Here is a 22,289-nt window from a genome sequence, read left to right on the forward strand (position 1 = left end):
CGACCCAAAACGCGCTGTCTGTAGAGACAGGGGACTTAAACCCCCAAAGTTCGTTCAAAGCCTCTCTCCTAATAGGAGAGAGGAATGGAAGTGAGGTCAAACTGTATTGTAGCTATTCGAGAACCGCTATATTTAGTTGCAAAATTAGGGCTGAAAGACTCTTTCTCCAGTTCGGCGACTATTTTTATTCTGCCGTCCTTTCCGTCAAAGAATAATTTCTAACCCTTGTTATTTAGTATTTTCGCAACAAACAACAGTAAAAAAAGTAGCAAATATCCAGTTAGAAGTATCTAATTTGATGATTACCACTCTTGAATTAGTCTTGTCAGAGTAAACTGAAAACCTTTGTCCAAATCTGTAACACTTTCTACTTTAGTCATGATTTTTCTGGATTGGGACTTTTCAGACTTGGCACGAAAAGTTAGGTCAAGGTAAGGCTTCAATTAGTTCACGAATCACATCTATTGCTGGTTTGCCTGTTTGTTCACAATACTTTTCAAGGTTCTGAGCTTCATCTAATGTCAAGTTTAAGGTAATTCGCTTAAGCGCCTTTTTCTTGCTGGAGGTTGCCAAATGGGGAAATTTAAGTGCAGCAGTTTTATTCATTGATTGATAGGCTAGATATATACAAACTTTCCTTATCAAGCTTCCCAATTCCGAAACGTCTTTACCAGTGAAAATCAAGATTTTGAGATTGAACTTAAGCGTTAAGCCGCAAATACATTACTGAAAACAGAAGGTATTAAATTACTAGGGTCATACGTAATGAATCTGCTCTTACTGTTGGTGCAAGAAGCTTTCGGCTGAACACCTTGTATCAGCAATGACCCACAGACCAGATTTTATGTTAAAGAAGTTACCGAAACGATTAGATTGCTAAAGGTGGCTGACATTAGCAAGCATTTTGGACATACAACTATTTGAAATTTTCTGCAAGATGAAATTGTTCCTTTGTGATAGCTATCACCTTATATCTATAGCAACTTAGTAGATAATTCCTTTTAGTTAAAGGCGATTACCCAAACGCGAGTTAATAAATGACTTTACAGAATTGGAGACGAAAGCGTGGCGTTGCACTTACTACCAAGGGGTTACAAAAAATTAACGAAGCAAAGCATTGGTCAGAAGTAAAAGAAAATTTTGGAAACAGGTATACTCTCGAAGAAATGAGTGCCCGCTCTGGGTTATATTCCGCTACCATCTCGAAAGTCTTGAATCGAGAAGGAGGGGTTGATAAACAGACCATTGAAAAGCTTTTTTCCGCTTTCCACTTAAAAATAGATAAAAGTGACTATTTAAGCTCAACTAATCGTCTAGATTGGGGAGAAGCTATCTTTAACCCAGTTTTTTATGGACGCACAGAAGAACTTACTACCCTAGAGCAATGGATTCTCAATGAACGCTGTCGATTGGTGGCACTATTAGGAATAGGAGGTATTGGGAAAACAACGCTGTCTATAAAGCTTGCTCAACAGATTCAGGAAAACTTTGAGTATGTGATCTGGCGATCGCTAGGAGAAGCCCCACCTGTTAAAATTATTCTCAGTAACTTAATCCAATTTTTATCTGACGAACAGGAAACAGAAAGCAATTTACCAGAAAGCTTTAGCGAACGGGTATCGCGACTTCTCTATTATCTGCAAAATCATCGCTGTTTGGTGATCCTTGATAATGCAGAGTCAATTCTCCGCAGTGGTAGCCGCGCCGGACTTTATCGAGAAGGATATGAGGAATATGGTGAGCTTTTAAGACGAATAGGAGAAGCAACTCACCAAAGCTGCTTAGTGCTGACTAGTCGTGAAAAACCGAAAGAAGTGGCATTGCTAGAAGGACAAGCACTACCTGTTCGCTCATTACTACTGAGTGGTTTGAAGATGCTAGAAGGCCAAGAAATCTTGAAACTTAAAGGGCTATCGGCAGCACAGGATGAATGGAAAGTAATGATTGAGCGCTATGCAGGCAATCCCTTAGCCTTGAAGATAGTTGCTACGACCGTTCAAGATATCTTTGATGGTAATGTGACTGTCTTTTTGCAGCAAGATACGTCTGTTTTTGGCGACATTCGCGATATTTTAGAGCAGCAGTTTGAGCGCTTGTCAGATTTAGAAAAGGATATCATGTACTGGCTAGCGATTAATCGGGAGTCAGTTACACTCTCAGAATTGCGAGATGATATCATATCACCAGTACCACAAGCAAAATTGCTAGAGGCTGTAGAATCTTTAGGAAGGCGATCGCTAATCGAGAAAGCTACGCCTACGCTTATTGAAAAAACCGGATCGCTTTTTACTCTCCAGCCTGTGGTCATGGAGTATGTAACTAGTAGCTTGATAGAACACGTCTGTGAAGAAATTATCACTGAGAATATTTATTTATTCAGGAGTAAAGCTCTAACAAAAGCGACAGCAAAAGAATATGTTAGGGATACTCAAATTCGCCTCATCATCAAACCAGTTATAGATGGGCTGCTTACTGCCTTTAGAAGTAAAAAAAACCTAGAAAATCACTTAGCTCAAATTTTAGCAACTCTCCGACAGATATCCCCCCTAGAACAAAGTTATACAGCAGGAAATGTCTTTAACCTGCTTTGTCATTTAGAAACCGATCTCAGCAATTATGATTTTTCTTATCTAACTATTTGGCAAGCCGACTTACAGAATGTAAAGTTGCATAATACAAATTTTGCTCACACCCATCTAGCCAAATCTGTTTTTATTGAAACCTTTGGTGGTATTTTTTCGGTAGCTTTTAGTCCGAATGGTAAACTTTTAGCTACTGGTGATACCAATGGAGAAATTCGCTTATACGAAGTTGCCAATAGTCAGCAACTTATGACCTGTAAAGGTCATGGTGGTTGGGTTTGGTCGGTCACATTTAGTCCCGACGGTCAGGTTCTTGCCAGTGGTAGTAATGACCAAACAATAAAACTGTGGGATATCAATAATGGTCAGTGTTTCAAAACTTTAGAGGGTCATAGTGGTGGGGTTCGTTCAGTTACTTTTAGTCCCAACGCTCAGATTCTTGCTAGTGGTAGTGATGACCAAACAGTGAAGCTATGGAATACCAGTACAGGCAAATGTCTAAAAACCTTACAGGAAGTTGGTTGTAATGTATGGTCTGTTGCCTTCAGTCCAAAAGATTACATGTTGGCAACTGGAAATGATGACTATAAAGTAAGGCTGTGGGATATTAACAGCAATTCATGTATTCACACCTTAGAGGGCCACACTCAGAGGGTATACTCAGTCGCTTTTAGCCCTGACGGTAATACACTAGCTAGTGGGAGCCATGACCAAACAGTTAAACTTTGGGACACGAGTACTGGTAAATGTATTAAAACTTTACAGGGGCATACAGACTTAGTACATTCAGTTACCTTCAGTGTAGATGGTAGCGCTCTTGTTAGTTGCGGTGAAGAGCAAACAGTTAGGGTATGGGATTTTGTTACTGGTCAATGCCTTAAAACTCTAGAGGGACATAGAAGTAGAGTATGGTCGCTAGCAATATGTATAAATAGTAGTATATGTGCTAGTAGCAGTGATGACCAAACGGTAAAATTATGGGATATCAACACTGGTAGATGTATTAAGACTTTACGGAGTTTCAACAATGGGATATGGTCAGTCGTTGTCAGCCCAGACGGTAAGATTATTGCTAGTGGTAGTTACGATCAAACAGTAACACTGTGGGATGTTACTACTGGTAAGTGTCTAAAAACTTTGAGGGGACATACTAATCGAGTTACATCGGTAACTTTCAGTGCTGATAGTCAAATTCTTGCCAGTGGCAGCGAAGACCAAACCTTAAGGCTATGGGATTTTAATACTGGTAAGTGTCTAAAAATTTTGAGGGGACATACTAATCGAGTTACATCAGTAACTTTCAGTGCTGATAGTCAAATTCTTGCTAGTGGTAGCGATGACCAAACAGTAATGGTCTGGGATATTGGCACTGGTCAATGTCTTAATACTTTACGAGAACATGGTGGTAGAACATGGTCAGTCACCTTCAGCCCTAACAGTAATATATTAGCCAGTGGTAGTCATGACCGAACAGTGAAACTCTGGGATGTTCGCACTGGTAGATGCCTTCATACTCTAGAGGGTCATACCGAATGGGTTTGGGCAGTTGGCTTCAGTTCAGATGGTGGGATGCTAGCTAGCGGTAGCGAAGATCAAACGATTAAAATCTGGGATGTCAGCATTGGTAAGTGTCTTAGAACTTTGCAAGACCATACAAATACTGTATATTCAGTCGCTTTCAGCCCGGATGGTCGCATACTGGCGAGTGGCAGTGGTGACCAAACAGTGAAGCTTTGGGATGTTAACACAGGTAGCTGTTTAAGAACTTTATTCGGACATACTAGATGGGTTTGGTCAATTACCTTTAGTTGCGATGGTCAGACTGTGGTCAGTTGTAGTGAAGATGAGACAATTAAGATTTGGGATGTACAAACAGGTAAATGTTTGAAAACTTTGAAAAGTAAAAATCCTTATGAGGGAATGAATATCACTAGCATAAGCGGGTTAACTGAGTCTCAGAAGGATACTTTAAAAGCTCTAGGAGCAGTTGAGTATTAAAGGAGACTTAATATTAGAGTTAGAATATAGAGTCAAGCCAGCTTGCGAACAAGTGCTAATTCAATTAGTTATTTTGCGTTTCAATAGCGAAACTGCACCTAAAATGCTGTATGCTAGCATTCCTAATCCAGCAGATGCTTCGGGTACTGATACTGGCTTAAGTGCTGAGAATGCTAATTCTCCAATTAGTTTATGAGCAGTAGTTGTAGGATGCACTTCGTCCCAAAATAAAAATTCTTCAGGGTTACAGAAAACTTGTTGTGTGGGAACATCTATAGGCACTACTGATAAGTCTTCGCTAATGCAAGAGTTAGTTACGTTTGTAAAACCGAATTCCTCTGGAGCAGCAACGATCCGATCAAATAGGGAATTAACATTCAGTTCTATAATGTTAATATCGGGACTTAATTGTTGGCTCAAAACTTGGAGTTCGGTATTCAAGCTAAAGTTATGTTCACTGCTGAGCGTGTTGAATAAGTTGGAACGTTGACTATCGAAATTTGCAAAAGGCAATTTTCCTAAATCTGGCAAGTTGACCACCATGATATCTCTAGCACCATCAGCAACAAGCGATGTCAACGCTGCTGATAAATTTGTCACTGTATTGGTAGGATTGGGATCACCACCGAAAAAGTAACTTAGGTAGTCATTAGTACCAGCCCAAATAATATACAGAGCATTAGAATCAGCAGTTTGATTTTTTGCGACAAAGTTATTTATCTGTTGCTGCAATCCTGGTAAAGTAGCTAAACCAATATTCTCAGTTCCTGTAGTCGCACCACCAAAAGCAAAGTTATTTTTCAGATTTAATGTCAATCCTAGATCGGAGGCAAGATAATCAACCCAAATTGGGCCATTAGAAAAACGCCCATTAGAGTAGGTTGGACTTGGGGGAATAATTCCGTTAGTGGCATTAAATACATTACCAGTATCAGACAAACTGTCTCCAAAGACGTAAATGTTGTCATAATCTTTTGCTAATACTTTGAGTGGAAATATCAAAGATAACAGCAAAAATCCTGTTGTTATAATTTGTTTTTGCACAGTTAATTCCTTAATCTAGTTTCAACCTTGTAAAGATGTCCTTAAAAAGAAACTTCACTCTTTTGTTGAGAGCTTTCTTTTGCTGATTTAGAGCTTTCAAGAGGGTCGCAACTTAGCGCTACATTGCCCCAGCGCATAACGTTCGCAGCAATAGCACCGGCTGCACCGAAGCCATAGACGAGAACCAGATCATTTTCGCGAATCTTGCCCAATTTTGCAGCGTAGTACATATTGGCGACAGTAAGTACTGGCCCAATGTTTGCGTATTTAGGATAGAGGTTGATCGTCCGCTCTGGGTCAATGCCCAGTACGCGCGTGCAGAAGCTGGCAAACCAAGCAGTAGATGTATTGAAAATAAAAAAATCGATTTGATCGAGTGTTACATCGGCCGCAGCGATCGCACCCTCACAGCATGTACGCAGAAACCCCACGGCTGTTTCACGAGTCACCTTGTTCGCTTCCTTGCATAGCTTCATGCGAACCTGTGGATTGCCTTGTGCGTCCGTCGTAAGTTTGGGAAAAACGACATTACACAACTCACCAGCATGAATGGTCTTTGTGCCAAGGATTCCCTGATTCAATTCTAGTGAACCAACCACGAAAGCTCCGGCACCATCACTAAGGAACCATGACATGGTATCGTCCTCATCGACAAAGCGAGAGTATGTGCATGAAATAACTACCAACACATTGCGGTACTCTCCTGCTCGTACCAGGGCACAGGCGGTTTGAAGCGCAATAGGTGTACTCCCGCATGTTGCATCAAGATTCCATGCAGCACCTTGCAGGCTAAGTTGACGGGCAAGGAAAGCTGCATCACCAAGTCCGATTTGTTCAGGCCATACAGAAGCGACAATCATGAGATCAACGTCTTTAACAGAAAGTTTAGCTGCTTCGAGGGCATCCCTTGCTGCACGCTCCTCTAGTATTAATGAAGACTCACCACTACCAAGTATCCATCGCTCAACAGTACCACGAAATGGGTCTGACAGATATGGCATCATTTCTAAGTCAAACTCGTTGCTGGGGGTTGAGCCTGTGAGCGAAAACATCCTCGCCAAGCTTTTTTGTTCTGCCTGAGCAATTAACTCCGGGTATTTTTCCCTGTAATAATCGTTACTACGTCTAACGCTGGGAAAGCTCACTGCGATCGCTCGAATACCTACTGGTTTCTCTACCATAACTAATCTCCTCTCAGTAATTCGTAGCGCCTTGCGAAATTAGACTGTCTAGACGGCTTCCTATTGGTGCAGGACAGGTAGGTTCAATGAGTACATCAACAACAAATGGGCTAGTCGCTGCGATCGCTTTTTCTAGTGCTACTTGAACGTCAGCTTCCCTTTCAACCCGAATACCATCTGCTCCCATCCCCTGAGCAATCTTGACGAAATCTGCCTGCGGAATTGTTGCATCTACGTTCTTGAATCCTAGATATGCTATTCCCTGTTCACAGATGTTGTAGCGCCCATCGTTGAGTACAATCCAGACCGCAGGAACTTGATATTTTACAGCCGTGTTTACTTCGCTGTTCATCAGCATGGCACCATCTCCGACAATAGCAACAGCCTTGCCATTCCGTGCCAAAGCAGCACCTACTACACCTGTGACAAAATGCCCCATAGAACCAAATCCGTTGCTAATCCGGTAACGACTTGGTGTGGTAAATCGCAGCAGGTGAATCACCCAAGCAAACGAGTTACCTGACTCTGCCATTACTAATGCATCGCTTCCATCAACAATCACTTGTTGAATTACATTCATGAGCAGTTCTGGTCGTACTAGACCGTTCACACTTGGCTTGATGAGATCGCGTTTAAATCGAGGCAGCATTATTGTCCTTGAGCGACCAGTACTTTTTGGGAAGTTCTTCAGCAGGTTCTTTAGGAATATTGCTACGTTGGACTGGATGGCAAAAGTCTCGGCGGATGGATATGCAGTTCCTGGAATCTTTGTGTCGATGTCAACATGCAAAAAGCCTTGTCGGGGAATCATCTCAGGGTTCCAGAATGAGGTAAACTCACCAAGACGTGTTCCCAAAACCAGTATGCGCCTTGGACGTTGCTCCCTCATGTACCTGACAACAGACTCATGCCCACCAAAGCCGGTAACGCCTACAAACTGAGGATGATCTTCAGGAAAAATACCTTTGGCCCGTGGTGAACACATTACGGCAGCCCCTGTTCTCTCGGCAAGCTGGCGAATCTCTTTTGCAGCACCCCGTGCCCCGAAGCCCACCCAGATTGCAAACGGCCCCTCAGAGAGTAAGTGGACACATTCGGCTATTGTTTCTTCGCTTGCTGTTGCCGCAGCCTGAGACAAAGTTACTCGTGGCAAAGATGTATTTATTGAACTTGTCTGAATGTTTGTCGGAATACTGATATGAGCTACAAATCCTCCAGGTTGTCCTAAACCAAGAGCAATCCTTCGAGCAACCTCTGGAAGTTCATCGCTGGATTCGAGGGTTGTCGCATAATGGAATATTGTCCCCGAAGTAAAAATATCTGCACTAGGCATAGTGTAGTTGCTAGTTTCTTGACAAGCCCACCGACCACGTTGTAATGAAGAGGTCGAAGCTGACACTAAAATGACTTTAGCACCCTCCCAACGGGCAGCCAACAGCCCTGTTAAAGCATTGGTGATCCCCGGCCCTGTAGTAGTGAATACCACAACTGGGCGATCGCTAGCAAAGTGCGCCTCAATAGCTGCAAAAGCGGCTCCAGCTTCATGCCGAAAGTGTAGCACCTGGATGGGACTTTGATGTAATGCAGCCCACATTGGCGCGATCGCACCTCCCGAAACACCAAAGGCATACTCTACTCCCATATCTCCCAGGATTTTTACCACTGCCTCTGCCACTAAACAAGGTCTAGATGGCTTGCTATGAGATTGCTCTTCCGTAAAGTTTAATTGTTCGCTGGTATTCGCTTGTGTATCCTGAAATTTGAGATGCATACAAACTATACTTATTAGGAATAATTTTCCCTGTAGAGTAACATGATCTCACACGCTAAACTCAGCAATATTACTTTTTTTGTATAAGTATCATACAAATTTTTTTAGCACTGCTTTCGTAAAGGAGTTAGTAACATTAAAACGACCTTCACCTTTCGCCTTGTCAATCTTTTAACAGCCAATAACCTGATATAACAAAGGTTTAGAGACTTAAAGAACAATGGATGTGGCGATGCCTGCGGCAGGCTGCACCAACGCAGATGGGTTCACCCGTCTTTTGGTTTATGAAAACTGAATACTACTAATCAAGTACTGGAGTATAAAAATGTGATTAGCTTTAATCAGTACAAAGCTTTAACTTTCGATTGTTATGGAACCCTGATTGATTGGGAGAACGGCATTTTAAGAGCGCTCAAGCCAATTCTGCTTGCACACAACATCAATTTGGATAACGAGCAAATTCTGGAACTTTTTGCTAATTTTGAAGCCGAACTAGAAAAAGGGGATTATATCAAATATCGGGAAGTTTTGAAGAGAGTGGTCAAAAAATTTGGTGAACGATTTGGCTTTGAGCCAACTGCCAAGGAACTAAATTCACTTGCTGATTCGATTCAGAATTGGCTGCCTTTCCCCGATACAGTTGAGGCACTTAAAACCCTTAAGCAAAAGTTTCAGCTAGTAATTATCTCCAATATTGATGACGACCTCTTTGCTTTCTCAGCAAAGCACTTGGAGGTAGAATTTGACCAGATAATCACAGCAGAACAGGCAAAAAGTTACAAACCTTCCTTAAACAACTTCAGACTAGCTATAGAGAGAATTGATTTGCCGCTAGAGCAGATATTACATGTTGCTGCTAGTGTATATCATGATATCGTGACAGCCAAATCTCTGGGACTATCAACAATCTGGGTAAATCGTCGAGCAGATCAAAAAGGGGTTGGTGCTAACTTATCAGCAGTCAGTCAACCTGATTTAGAAGTACCTGATTTGAAAACTCTCGCTGCTTTAAATTCACAGTAATTTGCTGGTCTTACAAACCACTACGTGTCTACGATAAATTAAGCTTTTTGGTAATTTTTGCGTCAGGATTCATTGAGTGATGTTATCGGATTATTGCCCGAAAATAGCAGAAAATTGGAGGAATATAGGGAGATGCTAAAGAAAGAATTTGTTGTTAAAAAACGAAACAGGGATTGCAACATAGATTAATTCTGTCTTACTCTGGAAAAACTACTACATCAGTTTAAGTTCCTAAACTTTGGGAACCACAGCACATAACTGACTCTCCTTTCGTCAGCATCCTGCCAATAAACTTGTTCAATCAAACACTTTGATAGCCTAAAACGATGAAAGCATCTGCTAATTTCGACTTTGAAGACGAGAAATTTAATGCACCGCCTTCTCAAGTCATCCCTTGGTGTCAGATGATTAATCCTCGGTATGGCACAGATGGTATGCAATCCCACGGTTTGGCCATTAAGCTAGATAATGCCAATGCTGTCGGCTTTGTGCCAGATAATAATTGGCAGCAGGTAGAGCATGAATTTAGTTCTGGAGTCGAAACAGTCTTTATTAGCACTACTCCCAACTTGGTTTTAGTGCGTCGGGGCCCATTGTCTGTCAAAGACCGGGAAAGTGGTCTAAAACTGGGTACGCTCAAAGAGAATTATGATGCTTTTTTAGCAGACAAACTAAAATTTAAAACCTTTACCCGTTATCTAATTTTTATAGTGGGTGAGAATAAAAAGTTTTTACATGAATCACCACTACAACTAACTCTTAATGGGGCCGCTGGAGCGAGTTTCAGCAAAACCTACTGTGAATATCAACAAGGTAAAGTAGTTAGTGGATTCGTTGCTGAACTAGAAAAAGCTTATGCTGTCTACCGTAAGCAGCCTTTAACACCAAAAGGCCCTTTGTTCCATGCTCACGGAATTTTTTGCCCGATAATTGAGTGTGAAGAAAGAGGTATTGAACCAAATACAGTTTTAGTCGCTTCAACTGTAGACTACAAACATCCCACGGTAGGGACTTTAACTCAATATTTAATAGCTTCGGATTCTCTGGAGTCTGCAATGATTTGCAAGACTTTTGAAGAATACAAAGATTTTGGGAAGGAACCTGTAAAACCAGAAACGCCTAAATTGGCAATGGCAGGTGTTTCTAATTCTTACGTTTATGCCGATGAAGATGATTTTGCTTATCCGCCGTATTAGGTACGAAGCAAGGGGGCAGGGAGCAGGGGGCAGGGAGTAGGGGGCAGGGGGCAGGGGGCAGGGGGAAATACCAATGCCCATGCCCCATTCCCAATGCCTAATGCCTATTCTTTGAGCAGCAAATAATATAGTGAACCATTCCCGCCTGTGATGCCAGCGCGATCGCCTGCTAGTTTACCAGACCCCATAAAATAATCCACTCGGCCCGGGCCTTTGATGGCGCTTCCTGTATCCTGGTCAAGCACAAAGCGGCTGACAGTCCGATTCTCTAGTTTGCCACGACCAGCAAAATAGGGAAATGAGTTATAAATCAGTGCCAGCGCTCCTGGTGGCATGAGAGACTTATCTGTAGCAATAGAACGTTCTGCTGTCACTGGCACATGAATACTGCCTGTAGCAGCGTTTCCGCCAGTTTCTTGGAAGAAAATAAACCGTTCCCAACGCGGCAGATAATTGTTCAACTCCTGGGGTTTTTGCCGGAAATAACTAATTAGACGTGGCATTGTCAATCCATTTAGTGGCAGTTTCCCATCTTTGGCTAGTTCTTTGCCGATACTAGTCCAGGGGTAATCAGTTCCACCTGCATAGCCAACTGACGTTGTTTTGCCATTAGTTAACTTAATTTGGGCAGAACCTTGGATATGTACCATGTATGCGTCTAAGCGATCGCGGAACCAAAGCAGTTCTAAACCGTGCAATTTGCTCTTATTCCCTTGTAAACCATCCTTTCCTTCCAAATCAATTCGTTTTGGGTGAGGTTTCGGCCATTGACTGAAATCAGGTGGCAGGCGATAAAGGGGATACTTATATATTGCAGTTCTGACACGGCTAGCGGTGTAAACAGGTTCGTAGTAAGCAGTGAATTTAACAGTACCCTTGCCATCGTTGCCCACAGACTGGTAAAAGACAAACTCACGGCGGACAGCAGATTGTAATTGGGCTGGTGACTTAGAACTGACAACCAGTTGGCGGAAACGTACCAAACTTCGGCGGACGCGATCGAGGGTAATTTCCTTGATTGGATAATTTTGATATGCTGCGATCGCCTCACCCTTTGTTAGGTAGATCAGACTGTTATCAATGGAAGCCAACAACGCATTGCGATCGCCTCCGGTGGGCGAAGCGCCAACGCCTGTTTTACCTCTTTGACCCCAAATTTGGTCATCCCAACCCAAGCACCTCTGCTGGAGCCTACAATCGCTTCCTATAGCGATCGGTTCAAGCGGCGGTGTTATCTCTGGAGTGATTGGTATTGGCACTGGCGAGAGATCGGGAGTAGTCGGTATTGGCAACGGCAGTAAGTTAGGAACCTGACCAACAGCCGACCAGAGAGGATTTACAAGGGCAACTCCCAGACTCAAGGAAAGGAAAGCAAGGGTTTTTCTCATCATTTAGTTGAATCTTTCAACACTGGAACTAAAAACGGGTTCTACCCGGATTGCTACAATCCGAGAAGGGCGGATTACCATATATTCCCCTTGAATATTTTTGATCGGCACGCTAATAAAGTCATTAGAAGCAGATTTTGGCACAAGTTCGCCGCTATACCACTTCTGAAACTCTTGAATAGTAGGAAAACGTACTTCTTCCCGGTGGCCGCTTTCCAGTAGGAGGAATACGGCATATTCATTTGCAGTTCTAGCCATAAGGTTGAATTATTTAAAAAACATTCAACCCATTGTTAACCACGTAACCCCTGAATGAAAAGGGTAAGCATACGGGATGAGGGGGATGAGGGGGACAAGGGGGAATTATTGAATAAATCTCTCCCTTGTCTCCCCCCTCTCCCTTGTCTCCCCCCTTTCCCTTGTCGCACAAGTCGCTCAGTACAAGTGCCCCATTCCCAATCCCCAATGACTCTTCACTTTAGACGACTAATCCTTTAACCAGTTCCTTAAAAAGTGTAACGTTGACATTAGTAGCTCTTGCATAACTCTTCAATCAACTTCTGATAAGTCATTGACATTGTTGAACAACAGTTATTCAGGAGGCGAAAATTATGAAACTTTACTATCGTTGTCTGAGCTACGAATACAACCCAAGCAAAGTTGCCAGCAAAAAAACAGAACAGCCTTTTCAACCAGTTCCCCAACTTGGGACAGCTTATAATTTGATATACCGTGGTGTTAATTATCGTATTGATCCGAATTCCAAATCGGCGGAAGTTCCTCTATCACCAGTAGCCTATAAATTGAGCTTTAGGGGAATCACCTACTTTGTAAATAAAACTGCACAGGGAGAAATCACTGTAGTCTCTCAACCAGCAATAACTTCAAAAGTTGCAGCACTGCCGATGTCTGAAGAATTAAAACTTCAAGAATAAGTAAGTTGGCTGAAATGAACCAAATTATGTTACGAAACGTAAACAGTCTTAAAGTCCTTACTAATGACCAATACTTCGACTACGCGGTTCCTGAGCGTAGTCGAAGGGCAGTACAAGTGACAAAGGACAAATGACAGCCCTTAGCAGTTAGCTTTAATTGCGCCAACCTACTTATCTACCTCAACAAATCTTGCCAAAACTGGTAGTTATGCCAAGATGAATTTGAGGACTTAAGGCAAGTGACACAATGTTAGGACAATTATTAGACGGACGTTACCAAGTCCTCCAAATCTTAGGTGGAGGTGGATTCGGTCAAACCTATATAGCTCAAGATACCCATCGGCCAGGTTTCCCGAAATGCGTTGTCAAACACCTTAAGCCCGTCACTCGTAGCCCCGAATTTATTGAAACTGCTAGACGGCTATTTACTAGTGAGGCAGAAACACTAGAACAACTGGGCAACCATGACCAAATCCCTCGACTTTTAGCCTATTTTGAAGATAACCAAGAGTTCTTCTTGGTGCAAGAGTTCATTGAAGGACATACTCTGAAAGCGGAACTCTCACCCAATCAACTTTGGACAGAAGATAAAGTAATTCAACTTCTCCAACAGATGTTGGGTATTCTGCAATTTATTCACAGCCACAACGTTATCCATCGAGATATCAAACCAGACAATATAATCAGGCGGCAAAAAGACGGGAAGTTAGTGCTGATTGATTTTGGCGCAGTTAAACAAGTCCAAACTCAACTGCTTACAGTTCCAGGGCGCACGGGGGCTACTATTATCATTGGCACCCCAGGATATATGTCTACAGAACAGGGGCAAGGTAAACCCCGTCCTAACAGCGATATTTATTCTTTGGGTATTATTGGTATCCAATCGCTGACGGGGTTACATCCTATCAATTTTGAGGAAGATCCAGATACTGGGGAAATTTTTTGGCAACATCAGGCTAATGTCAGTTCTGAGTTGGCATCTGTGCTATCCAAGATGGTGCTACACCACTTTAAACAGCGCTATCAATCTGCGGCTGAAGTTTTACAGGTGCTTAATCATCTTGATACTAAAGTAGAAGCGCAATCACTTCAACCAGCATCTTTTACACAACCGCCTCAAGCTTCACTTTCTCAACAAAACTTAATTGGATATCCGCCTGCTTCTATACTGTCTGCGGAAAATTACAGCCGCTTAGAAACAATTCTTTTGGAATTTGTCGGCCCCGTTGCCTCAAGATTACTCCGACAAGTTGCGGCATCAGCACTCAACTGCGAAGAATTAATTAATCAATTAGCCCTTAATCTTCGAGGAAATCAACAAATTGATTTTAAGAAGAAAACAATGTTTCTATTAGAGAAACCTACTCAACTACAGCAACTTACTGTTAAATCGGAAATTAACTCAAACAATTTACCAAGCCAAGAATCTCAAGTAATCAGCGATAGCTTTGTGCATCAGTGTGAGCGGGAATTGGCTGATTTAATTGGCCCAATAGCTAAGTTTCTAGTCCAAAAAGCTGTTAAGTCTTCTGGGCAAATTTCTCGTGCAGAATTTGTGCAACTTTTAGCATCACAAATTCCCGAACCTCAAAAAGCTTTACAATTCCAGCAGCGCTTACTTTCTTGATATTTTAAATATTGATTGCGTTTTCCTCACCATAAATTACGAATTACGAACTTGTACTGAGCGTAGCCGAAGTATTACGAATTACGAATTATCAACTTTGGTTATTCAACATCTCCATCGCTATTTTTAAGCTAGCTTTCATCCGATTAAATGCTTCTGCTAACCCGCCAATCTCATCATTAGAGCTTTCTTCAAAATCAGCGCTCATATCACCAACACTAACTTTTTGAGCTATTTTTTCAATTCTTCTGATGCGCTGAATCACATATTTTTTGATTAAGAAGTTAATTAAGAAAACTACGATCGCAAAGATAGTAATTAAAAGTCCCATGACCAATATCCAAGTCCGTTTGGCATTGGCAAAAATCTCTTGGGAAGGAACAGAGATGATTTGAGCAGAAACAATCTGATTAAGTTGCCAGCCAAAACCATTTTCTGAGCCATAAGTTGCCAACTGACTCTTAGGAGCCTGATCTGGTGTAGAATGACATCGCAGACATTTCTGTTGTGTAATCTTTAATGGTCGCGCTATGTAAAATACTTCGCCTTCTGACAAGTTCCGAAAGCCTGTAATTTCTTGAGTTTGGGAGTCGTTGCGAAAACGTTCTACAAGTTGAGTTTCAAAGTTATCAGCTTTATCGACTAAATTTGTTGGATTAAGTGTTGCATCTTTATGAAAAAAGTTTTTAAATTCAGGCTTTTTACGAAAATTCTCAAACACTTCTTTAGAAGAAAAAGTTGGTACGACTTCAGGCATGAATGTTGGGTTAGTATCTAGTCTAGGTTCTAACAAGGGATCTATCCGATTTTGTGTATAATCTCTAACCGCGTTCACCATTTGAATGAGAATCTGCGCTTGAGAAGTTACTTCATTTTGCGCTCTACCCTGAAGTACACTGGATAAGGCAACGCCACTTCCCACAATACTGATTATGAAAACTAATATTAAAAGTAGGTTAAATTTAGCACCTATTTTTAGGTTTTTTAATGTAATGTTGTTTAACATAACCTAACCAACGAAGGTGGTATCTGAGTTTGTCTAATATTTATTTATACCTGTTAGAAAGCATCTCAACAATATTTAAATAAATATTAATTTTTGGCTGCAATATAACCTATTTAGGCAGCAGTCAAACTTATCTAAATTATTTCTGAAATCCAAGTTATTTCCTTAACCAATAATTAGTGATGTTTTTGCGATTTCCCCGGCGTTTATTTCTGTTTCATTTGCTAGGTTTTACATTTGCTGCCTGCAAGCCACAAAACGACTTTGAGGGTACGTTAACTGTTGGTGTTCTCAATTATGGTGGAGGCGAACAGATAATTAATCAATATGCTAAATTTAATAGTTATTTGGGTGAAAAAACAAACTCATACATTCAGCTAGAGCCGGTTTTTAATGAAAATAGAGCGGTTGAGCGCCTTGACGCTCGTGCTTGGTCATTGGTATTTGCTCCACCTGGTTTAGCGGCTATTGCGATCGCACGGCACCAATATGCTCCTCTGTTTCCTTTAGTAGGTATTAATAATTTGCGCTCAATTTTCGTTGTTCGCAAAGACAATCCAATTACCGAATTGAAGCAACTGCAAGGTAAAACAGTGGCTTTAGGCCAATTAGGTTCAGCAACAGGATATTATTTTCCTCTTTACAATCTTTATGGTACAACACTAGCAGAGATCCTATTTGCACCCACACCTAAAGCCGCGCTGGAATTGGTCGCTCAAGGAAAAGCGATCGCTTGTGCTGTCTCTGAGGCGGAATTGTCTCTCTACGGTTCACAGTTGGCCCCCACCGAATTCCGCATACTATTTAAAGACCCTCACTATGTACCATTAGGTGTGGTCTTGATTGGCCCGAATGTGGAACGTAACCGTCAAGAGTTCATCCGCAAAGTCATGAGTGATGTGCCTTCTGGTTTAGCCCAAGAAGTGGGGTATGTACCCAATGGACAAGTACCAGATTACAAATACATGATTTCTGTGGTTGATCGGGTAAGCTCTATTACTTCTAAGCTGCAAAATAAACCGGTTCGTTTATTTTGAGATTAGTATTTGTCATTTGTCATTTGTCGTTTGTTATTTATTAACGTTAATTCGACAGACCTCTCCCTCCCAGCCTCCCTCTCCGAAGCGGAAAGGGAGGAGCAACGCAAAAAGTAGGTTCTTAAGCCTCTCCCCGAAACGGAGAGAGGAATGGAAGCAGGGTTCTTCAGAATCTATCGAACTCAGGTTTTATTAAGAAATGCCAAATGCTAACACCTATATCTCAAAAAAACAATTTGAATCTTGCTAACTGGTTTTGAATTGTTCCTGTCAAGATTTTATTTAGTTCTGTGGTGTCTTGAAATTGCAAAATTTGCTGTGTGGGTAAGTCGAAGGGAAATTGTCCTTCAATATCTGGACGTTGCATTTGTGCTAATACAATCTGTTCAGATCGCTTACTTTGGATAGCATAGCCAATCTCAATACAGACATTGGGACTGGGAATTAGTTGGGGGGTTTCTTTACCTTCAATACTAGCGATGGGTGTGGTGTCAGCGATAAATAACAAGCTCTTACGGATTTTTCGCATGATTGTGCGGTTAATCCGTACAGTAGCACCACTGGGGCGAGAGGATTCTACTAATGTTAGAGGAAGGCGCGATCGCAGGTTTAAACTTTCCAAACTTTTTCGCAGTTCTTCTCTGAGAGCATTCGTGGCAGTAACATACTCAGTTTGATAGGATAAAAAAATCGTTGGTTCTAACTGAGCCAACAGTGCCTGTTTGGTAAAATAAATTTCATGACTAATTAAGTCAATGTTGGCGACGCAATAGCCACCACTTCCTTCAATATAAAATTCAATATTTTCCCCTTCTAGATAGCGCCCAAACCAAGTTGAGTTCTTAACTTCGTCGCTTTCCTCTAAAAAGTCTGCTCTTAATGCCGATCTGAGCAGGCTTTTTTTGCTCAAGCGAATGTCTGGCGGACGTTTTTCTAGTTCTGGAATCGGCTCGTAATCTTGTAGATACCACGCTCTGAGCGCAATAATTGACATAAGGCGCTATTTAAATTATTTTTCACTATTTAACTTAGTATAATCTTACACCAAGACAAGTCCATATCTTAGACTTATCTTTAAACACAACAACACCCAAGCCTCTACTCGCTGAACTATCTTCTCTTGTTGTTTATCAGATACAGGGATGTACTAACTTTCTTCACTTGTCTAAACAAACAAGTTATGAAAACTAGTTACAGCGCCCCCTAATCTTCCACATTTGAGAAAATAGCAGTTTTCGTGTTGGGTGTTGCTGTGTTTTGACGAGACAGATGTAAGTTCAACAGCGTCTTTTACCTCTTACTCACGATTCCAAATGCAGCTGTTATATCTGCCAGGGAAGCTTATTTATTAGCTTCGATTATTAGATTATCACTCATGGATGGGAGGGTTTTTTTTTGCAACGAAACTTTACCTTTAAAGGATTGTGTAATCAAAGTTAATATATTCTGATAATAGGATAAATTATAAATCTTTTCGTTAGTCTATTAAAAAAAATATCATCAACCTTTTGGATGAATCAAGTAATTGCTAATTCAAATTTTAAGTTTTGAAACTAACATTCTGAAAATAAGGTAAGTAAATTGGCGCGAAAAAACCTAAGTATGTTACGAAACGCAAATAGGCTTAAAACCCTTACAAATGACCAATACTTCGACTTACCTCGACTTCGCTCGGCACAAGTCGCTCAGTACAAGTGACAAATGACAGCCTTAGCCAGTTAGCTTACCTTGAGTGAACTATTTTAGCTGGAGGCTTGACGGGAATTTCAATCCAGAACTCTGTACCAATGCCCGGTTCTGAAATGCACTCCATTATTCCACCATGTTTTTCGACAATAATCTGATAGCTGATTGCCAATCCTAATCCTGTACCACTACCTACAGGTTTAGTAGTATAAAATGGGTCAAAAACTCGCTTTTTTACCTCTAGAGTCATTCCAGGCCCATTGTCACTAATACGAATCAATAGACGAGAGTTATCTGCTGAGATTCTAGTGGAAATGTGGATAGTAGGCATTGGGTATAACTTATCCTCTTTATCTTCAGTCCCCATTTCCCAGTTCCCCATACTTCGACTTACCTCGGCTTCGCTCGGCACAAGTCGCTCAGTACAAGTTCCCCATTGCCCATTCCCCATTTCTAAAGCATCTATGGCATTGCTGAAAATATTCATGAATACCTGATTCATTTGGCCGGCATAGCATTCTACTGTTGGGATATTGCCATAGTCTTTGATTACCTGAATGCCTGGGAATTCATCATTAGCTTTCAGCTGATGTTGTAAAATTAATAAAGTGTTGTCAATGCCTTCATGCAAGTCAACGCGCTTATTTTCAGCCTCATCCAAGCGGGAAAAATTGCGTAACGACAGCACTATTGAACGGATGCGATCGCTTCCTACTTGCATTGAGGTAATGATTCTTGGCAAGTCTTCTACCAAAAATTCAAAATCCGCTGCTTTGATCGCAGCCCTAATTTCACCATGAGGATCGGGATAGTGTAGTTGGTAGAGGCGTAAAATCTCTAGCAGTTGTTCGATGTAGTCACTGGCGTGGCACAGATTACCGTAGATAAAGTTAACGGGGTTGTTGATTTCGTGAGCGATACCCGCGACTAACTGTCCTAAGCCGGACATTTTTTCGGTTTGAATTAATCTTGTTTGTGTTTCTTGGAGTTCATGTAGAGTATGTCCTAACTGTGTAGCTTTATTTCTGGCTTCAGTTTCGGCTTTACAGGTTTGTTCATAGAGTTGTGCTTGTTGAATAGCGATCGCAGCCTGATCTCCTAGCTGTTGCAATAAATCAATTTCTGTATCCTGCCAATTTCTGGGAGCGCTACACTCATCAGCAATTAGTAAACCCCATAGTTCCATACCCATATTAATCGGAACTATTAAGTTTGCTTGCACTTGTAGACTCTCTAAAAACTCTCGATAAGAATCACTTAAAGAAGTAGTTGCAACGTTGTTAATTGCCCTTACCCTGCCATGATGGTATATGGGGTCATAGTCATCATAAAAGGATTCCGGTTGTACTTTCATTCCCAAAGCTGACCGCCAGTTGCCATTAATCTCTTCCACAATCACCGATTTACTGTTCAGTTGGAAAATTACTACCCGGTCTGAATTTAGTAGTGAGCGAACTTCGGAGACGATAGTTTGCAGGGTTGTCTGCAAATCCAATGTCCTGCGGATCTGTTCTGTTATTTGCTTAATTACCTTGGTGAGGAGTAATGATTTTTCGAGTTCAGCAGTTTGTTCTTGCACCCGCAGTTCTAAGTTGGCATTCAGGGCTTGTACCTCTTTATATCCCTGCTGCTGCTGAATAGCCATTGAAAAATGATCGTACAAAGCTTGTGCCAATGTCATGTCTTCCGGTTTCCACTCAGGCGCTTGCCCCTTTTTTTGCTCTCGCCAAACCTCAAAAGAAAGCTGGGGTAGAAGTTGCCGCCGATTTTGTTCGCACTGTCCCGCCCACAAGATTTCCGTTTCAAATTCAGCGCGAAAAATGCTTAATACACCGATAAATTGTTCCCGGTAATGCAGGGGAATCACCATCAGTCCCCGAATTTGAGTAGAACGGAATGCTAAAGCTAAAACTCGCAAATGCGGTTCTTTATATAGGTCAGCAGTTGCCCAAATATTACCTGGTTTACATTCAGCCATCCAGTTTTGCCATGTAGGATGCTGTTCAATAATGCTGCTATCTAATTCGTAGGGTAATGTGGGTTGATTGCCCCAGGTGTATAGTTCCCGACTCTTTTCAATGTAAAGCCTGCCACCTACTCCACTGAATGCGGTAATAACTTCTTCAATAGCTCCTTGCAATTGGATTGTTGGTAGTTTATGCAATAGTCTGGTAACTCGGTTAATAGTAGCTTCTTGCTTTTGCTGGGTAAGGGCGGCGGTGAGTAGATTACTTTGAGCGATCGCGATCGCAACCTGATCGGCAACTTGCTGCAATACTTTTATTTCCCGCTTCAAAATCTTTCGCGGTTCACTGTGGTGAGATGCCAACAATCCCCACAATTTAGGGTTTGCTGATTGTTCTTGGGGATCGCAATCTAAAATTGGCACTACAAAGGAAGATTGCACCCCCATTGCCTTTAAGTATTGAATATGGCACGGGTCTACTTGCCGATAGTAGATATTAGTTTGTAGGCGTTTGCCAGTTTCTGTTGATTGTAGAGGTGATAGCCCAATTTTCTCGTTTGCTACATCGACAATACAACGTTGCCCCGCTAACAAAAACATCTCTCTGGCCGCTTCGGGGATATCATGAACTGGGAAGCGCAACCCCAACAAGGATGGCAGACGCTCGTTATAAATAGATTCAGCAATGACTTCACCATTACCATCAGGATCAAAACGATACACTTTGACTCGATCTGCACGTAAAAATAACCGTACTTCAGTAACGGTAGTTGTTAATATTTCTTGAAGATCGAGCGATCGCCTGATCTGTTTGATCATCCGGTGCAGTAAACTTTCTTGGTCTATGCTTTGCTCAAACCTCTTTTGTTTATCGGTAGATGTCATTGTTTATGTACACCATAACTGAAGTATAGTTTTTCTTATAATTGTCCCTAATGAGAATTTTCAATTTACAATGCCTTGATTTTTATTCCATTTCATTGAAGGAGGCACGAGGCAGAAGGAGTACAGTAGGGGATTCGACCTCTACTGATTTAGCAGCCCTGAACTCTCGTAAGAAAGCGGGAAGCTGACGCAACAGTGTTCTTGTCTTAAACCCAAGACCCGTCTGCTTGCGGTACTTGAGAGAATGCATTTTTCCTCACTCTTGAACTGCCTTCCTCGATAAATTTTTGCGACAAAGGCATTGCGAGGGGCGTACATCTGTTGCAATTTTTTTATAAATGGATTAAAGGGTATTTGAAAAGTATTAGATATTTTGCTTAATTCCCTTAGTCCTAGCAAAGTTAATTTAGGGATATATCAAACCACTTGGTGTATCATTAGAGACTTTCCAAACATCCTTTCAAGTTTAAAGTAAATAAAAGTTTAATCATTGACACTTATTGATTTTATATTCTTAATCATTAAATTATTTCAGTATTTTTACTTAAATAATATATTCATCATTGCCTTATTTTCTTTACCATTTTTTTCCCCAAAAGCTCCGCAAAGACCGCAGTGGCTCCCCTTAAAAAGCTCTACATTAGCTAGATATTTCTTAATATTTGCAATAGCGATAGTTATTGCAAGTCCCAAAGCCTTAGAGGTTGTTTGAAAAGTGTTTCGCTGTAACTTTAGGTACTTTTAGATCCCCCCTAAACCCCCTTAAAAAGCAGGGTGGTTTTATACAAGCAGAGAAAAACTAAAACTGGGTTTCAAAGCCTCTCTCAGTTTCGGGGAGAAGAATGGAAGCGGGGTAAAAAGCCATGCTACACAACCCGCGAATAGAATGAATTCTGTACGAAAAAGCGGATGAATAATCGGCGTTTTTGCACGCACACAAAACAAGGAAATTTGGTGGTCAACA

At 41.5% G+C, this 22,289-nt stretch carries 15 protein-coding genes; 6 read left to right on the top strand and 9 right to left on the bottom strand.

Annotation, left to right across the window (positions count from 1 at the left end; translation table 11 throughout):
* Nucleotides 1–426 precede the first annotated feature (426 nt).
* A complete protein-coding gene (locus HWQ36_RS13575; RefSeq protein ID WP_179073760.1) occupies nucleotides 427–606 on the bottom strand; it encodes a CopG family transcriptional regulator in 180 nt (59 codons plus the stop codon).
* A 431-nt stretch (nucleotides 607–1,037) separates the two neighbouring features.
* Between HWQ36_RS13575 and HWQ36_RS13580 the strand changes: the two genes are divergently transcribed.
* Complete coding sequence (locus HWQ36_RS13580; RefSeq protein WP_292703324.1) at nucleotides 1,038–4,580, top strand: NB-ARC domain-containing protein; 3,543 nt, start codon at nucleotides 1,038–1,040, stop codon at nucleotides 4,578–4,580.
* 60 nt (nucleotides 4,581–4,640) lie between these two features.
* On the opposite strand, the gene HWQ36_RS13585 is transcribed toward HWQ36_RS13580, so the two are convergent.
* The 3 genes from HWQ36_RS13585 to HWQ36_RS13595 are packed head-to-tail and all read right to left on the bottom strand — an operon-like array spanning nucleotide 4,641 to nucleotide 8,576.
* Complete coding sequence (locus tag HWQ36_RS13585) at nucleotides 4,641–5,624, bottom strand: SGNH/GDSL hydrolase family protein (protein WP_292703327.1); 984 nt, start codon at nucleotides 5,622–5,624, stop codon at nucleotides 4,641–4,643.
* Nucleotides 5,625–5,665: 41 nt separating this feature from the next.
* The gene (locus HWQ36_RS13590; protein ID WP_292703330.1) at nucleotides 5,666–6,805 is read right to left on the bottom strand and encodes a 3-oxoacyl-[acyl-carrier-protein] synthase III C-terminal domain-containing protein; all 1,140 of its coding nucleotides are present in this window, start codon (nucleotides 6,803–6,805) and stop codon (nucleotides 5,666–5,668) included.
* 13 nt (nucleotides 6,806–6,818) lie between these two features.
* Entirely contained in the window at nucleotides 6,819–8,576 is a 1,758-nt protein-coding gene (locus HWQ36_RS13595; RefSeq protein WP_292703333.1) for a ScyA-related TPP-binding enzyme, read from the bottom strand.
* Between the two features lie 327 nt (nucleotides 8,577–8,903).
* On the opposite strand from HWQ36_RS13595, the gene HWQ36_RS13600 reads away from it, so the two are divergent.
* Together HWQ36_RS13600 and HWQ36_RS13605 are read left to right on the top strand one after the other, a co-directional pair.
* A complete protein-coding gene (locus tag HWQ36_RS13600; RefSeq protein ID WP_292703336.1) occupies nucleotides 8,904–9,599 on the top strand; it encodes a haloacid dehalogenase type II in 696 nt (231 codons plus the stop codon).
* A gap of 326 nt (nucleotides 9,600–9,925) precedes the next feature.
* Complete coding sequence (locus tag HWQ36_RS13605; RefSeq protein ID WP_292703339.1) at nucleotides 9,926–10,795, top strand: DUF5895 domain-containing protein; 870 nt, start codon at nucleotides 9,926–9,928, stop codon at nucleotides 10,793–10,795.
* A gap of 104 nt (nucleotides 10,796–10,899) precedes the next feature.
* Here the strand turns inward: HWQ36_RS13605 and HWQ36_RS13610 are convergent, their stop codons facing one another.
* Together HWQ36_RS13610 and HWQ36_RS13615 are read right to left on the bottom strand one after the other, a co-directional pair.
* Nucleotides 10,900–12,183: a murein transglycosylase A gene (locus HWQ36_RS13610; RefSeq protein WP_292703548.1), complete on the bottom strand. Its 1,284-nt coding sequence runs from the start codon at nucleotides 12,181–12,183 to the stop codon at nucleotides 10,900–10,902.
* 3 nt (nucleotides 12,184–12,186) lie between these two features.
* Nucleotides 12,187–12,441, bottom strand: a complete 255-nt coding sequence (locus HWQ36_RS13615) for a hypothetical protein (RefSeq protein WP_179066232.1) — start codon at nucleotides 12,439–12,441, stop codon at nucleotides 12,187–12,189.
* A gap of 353 nt (nucleotides 12,442–12,794) precedes the next feature.
* Between HWQ36_RS13615 and HWQ36_RS13620 the strand changes: the two genes are divergently transcribed.
* Nucleotides 12,795–13,118 (top strand): DUF4278 domain-containing protein, encoded by a 324-nt coding sequence (locus HWQ36_RS13620; protein WP_292703348.1) that lies wholly within the window; start codon nucleotides 12,795–12,797, stop codon nucleotides 13,116–13,118.
* 247 nt (nucleotides 13,119–13,365) lie between these two features.
* Nucleotides 13,366–14,745, top strand: coding sequence for a serine/threonine-protein kinase (locus tag HWQ36_RS13625; protein WP_292703350.1), 1,380 nt, complete (start codon nucleotides 13,366–13,368; stop codon nucleotides 14,743–14,745).
* A gap of 91 nt (nucleotides 14,746–14,836) precedes the next feature.
* On the opposite strand, the gene HWQ36_RS13630 is transcribed toward HWQ36_RS13625, so the two are convergent.
* Nucleotides 14,837–15,751, bottom strand: coding sequence for a DUF3365 domain-containing protein (locus HWQ36_RS13630; RefSeq protein WP_292703354.1), 915 nt, complete (start codon nucleotides 15,749–15,751; stop codon nucleotides 14,837–14,839).
* A 182-nt stretch (nucleotides 15,752–15,933) separates the two neighbouring features.
* Between HWQ36_RS13630 and HWQ36_RS13635 the strand changes: the two genes are divergently transcribed.
* Nucleotides 15,934–16,788, top strand: a complete 855-nt coding sequence (locus HWQ36_RS13635) for a PhnD/SsuA/transferrin family substrate-binding protein (protein WP_292703357.1) — start codon at nucleotides 15,934–15,936, stop codon at nucleotides 16,786–16,788.
* Between the two features lie 223 nt (nucleotides 16,789–17,011).
* Here HWQ36_RS13635 and HWQ36_RS13640 read toward each other — a convergent pair whose 3' ends face one another.
* Both HWQ36_RS13640 and HWQ36_RS13645 read right to left on the bottom strand, forming a co-directional pair.
* Entirely contained in the window at nucleotides 17,012–17,782 is a 771-nt protein-coding gene (locus HWQ36_RS13640) for a hypothetical protein (protein WP_292703361.1), read from the bottom strand.
* A 729-nt stretch (nucleotides 17,783–18,511) separates the two neighbouring features.
* The gene (locus HWQ36_RS13645; RefSeq protein WP_292703364.1) at nucleotides 18,512–21,325 is read right to left on the bottom strand and encodes a GAF domain-containing protein; all 2,814 of its coding nucleotides are present in this window, start codon (nucleotides 21,323–21,325) and stop codon (nucleotides 18,512–18,514) included.
* Nucleotides 21,326–22,289: the final 964 nt, after the last annotated feature.

Source organism: Nostoc sp. NMS2 (genome assembly GCF_017115105.1).
Lineage (GTDB): Bacteria > Cyanobacteriota > Cyanobacteriia > Cyanobacteriales > Nostocaceae > Nostoc.

Excerpts from the sequence above, each read along its gene's own strand:
- HWQ36_RS13575 (WP_179073760.1), bottom strand. The coding sequence starts at position 606 with ATGAATAAAACTGCTGCACTTAAATTTCCCCATTTGGCAACCTCCAGC.
- HWQ36_RS13580 (WP_292703324.1), top strand. The coding sequence starts at position 1,038 with ATGACTTTACAGAATTGGAGACGAAAGCGTGGCGTTGCACTTACTACC.
- HWQ36_RS13590 (WP_292703330.1), bottom strand. The coding sequence starts at position 6,805 with ATGGTAGAGAAACCAGTAGGTATTCGAGCGATCGCAGTGAGCTTTCCC.
- HWQ36_RS13595 (WP_292703333.1), bottom strand. The coding sequence starts at position 8,576 with ATGCATCTCAAATTTCAGGATACACAAGCGAATACCAGCGAACAATTA.
- HWQ36_RS13605 (WP_292703339.1), top strand. The coding sequence starts at position 9,926 with ATGAAAGCATCTGCTAATTTCGACTTTGAAGACGAGAAATTTAATGCA.
- HWQ36_RS13610 (WP_292703548.1), bottom strand. The coding sequence starts at position 12,183 with ATGAGAAAAACCCTTGCTTTCCTTTCCTTGAGTCTGGGAGTTGCCCTT.
- HWQ36_RS13615 (WP_179066232.1), bottom strand. The coding sequence starts at position 12,441 with ATGGCTAGAACTGCAAATGAATATGCCGTATTCCTCCTACTGGAAAGC.
- HWQ36_RS13620 (WP_292703348.1), top strand. The coding sequence starts at position 12,795 with ATGAAACTTTACTATCGTTGTCTGAGCTACGAATACAACCCAAGCAAA.
- HWQ36_RS13625 (WP_292703350.1), top strand. The coding sequence starts at position 13,366 with ATGTTAGGACAATTATTAGACGGACGTTACCAAGTCCTCCAAATCTTA.
- HWQ36_RS13630 (WP_292703354.1), bottom strand. The coding sequence starts at position 15,751 with ATGTTAAACAACATTACATTAAAAAACCTAAAAATAGGTGCTAAATTT.
- HWQ36_RS13635 (WP_292703357.1), top strand. The coding sequence starts at position 15,934 with ATGTTTTTGCGATTTCCCCGGCGTTTATTTCTGTTTCATTTGCTAGGT.
- HWQ36_RS13640 (WP_292703361.1), bottom strand. The coding sequence starts at position 17,782 with ATGTCAATTATTGCGCTCAGAGCGTGGTATCTACAAGATTACGAGCCG.
- HWQ36_RS13645 (WP_292703364.1), bottom strand. The coding sequence starts at position 21,325 with ATGACATCTACCGATAAACAAAAGAGGTTTGAGCAAAGCATAGACCAA.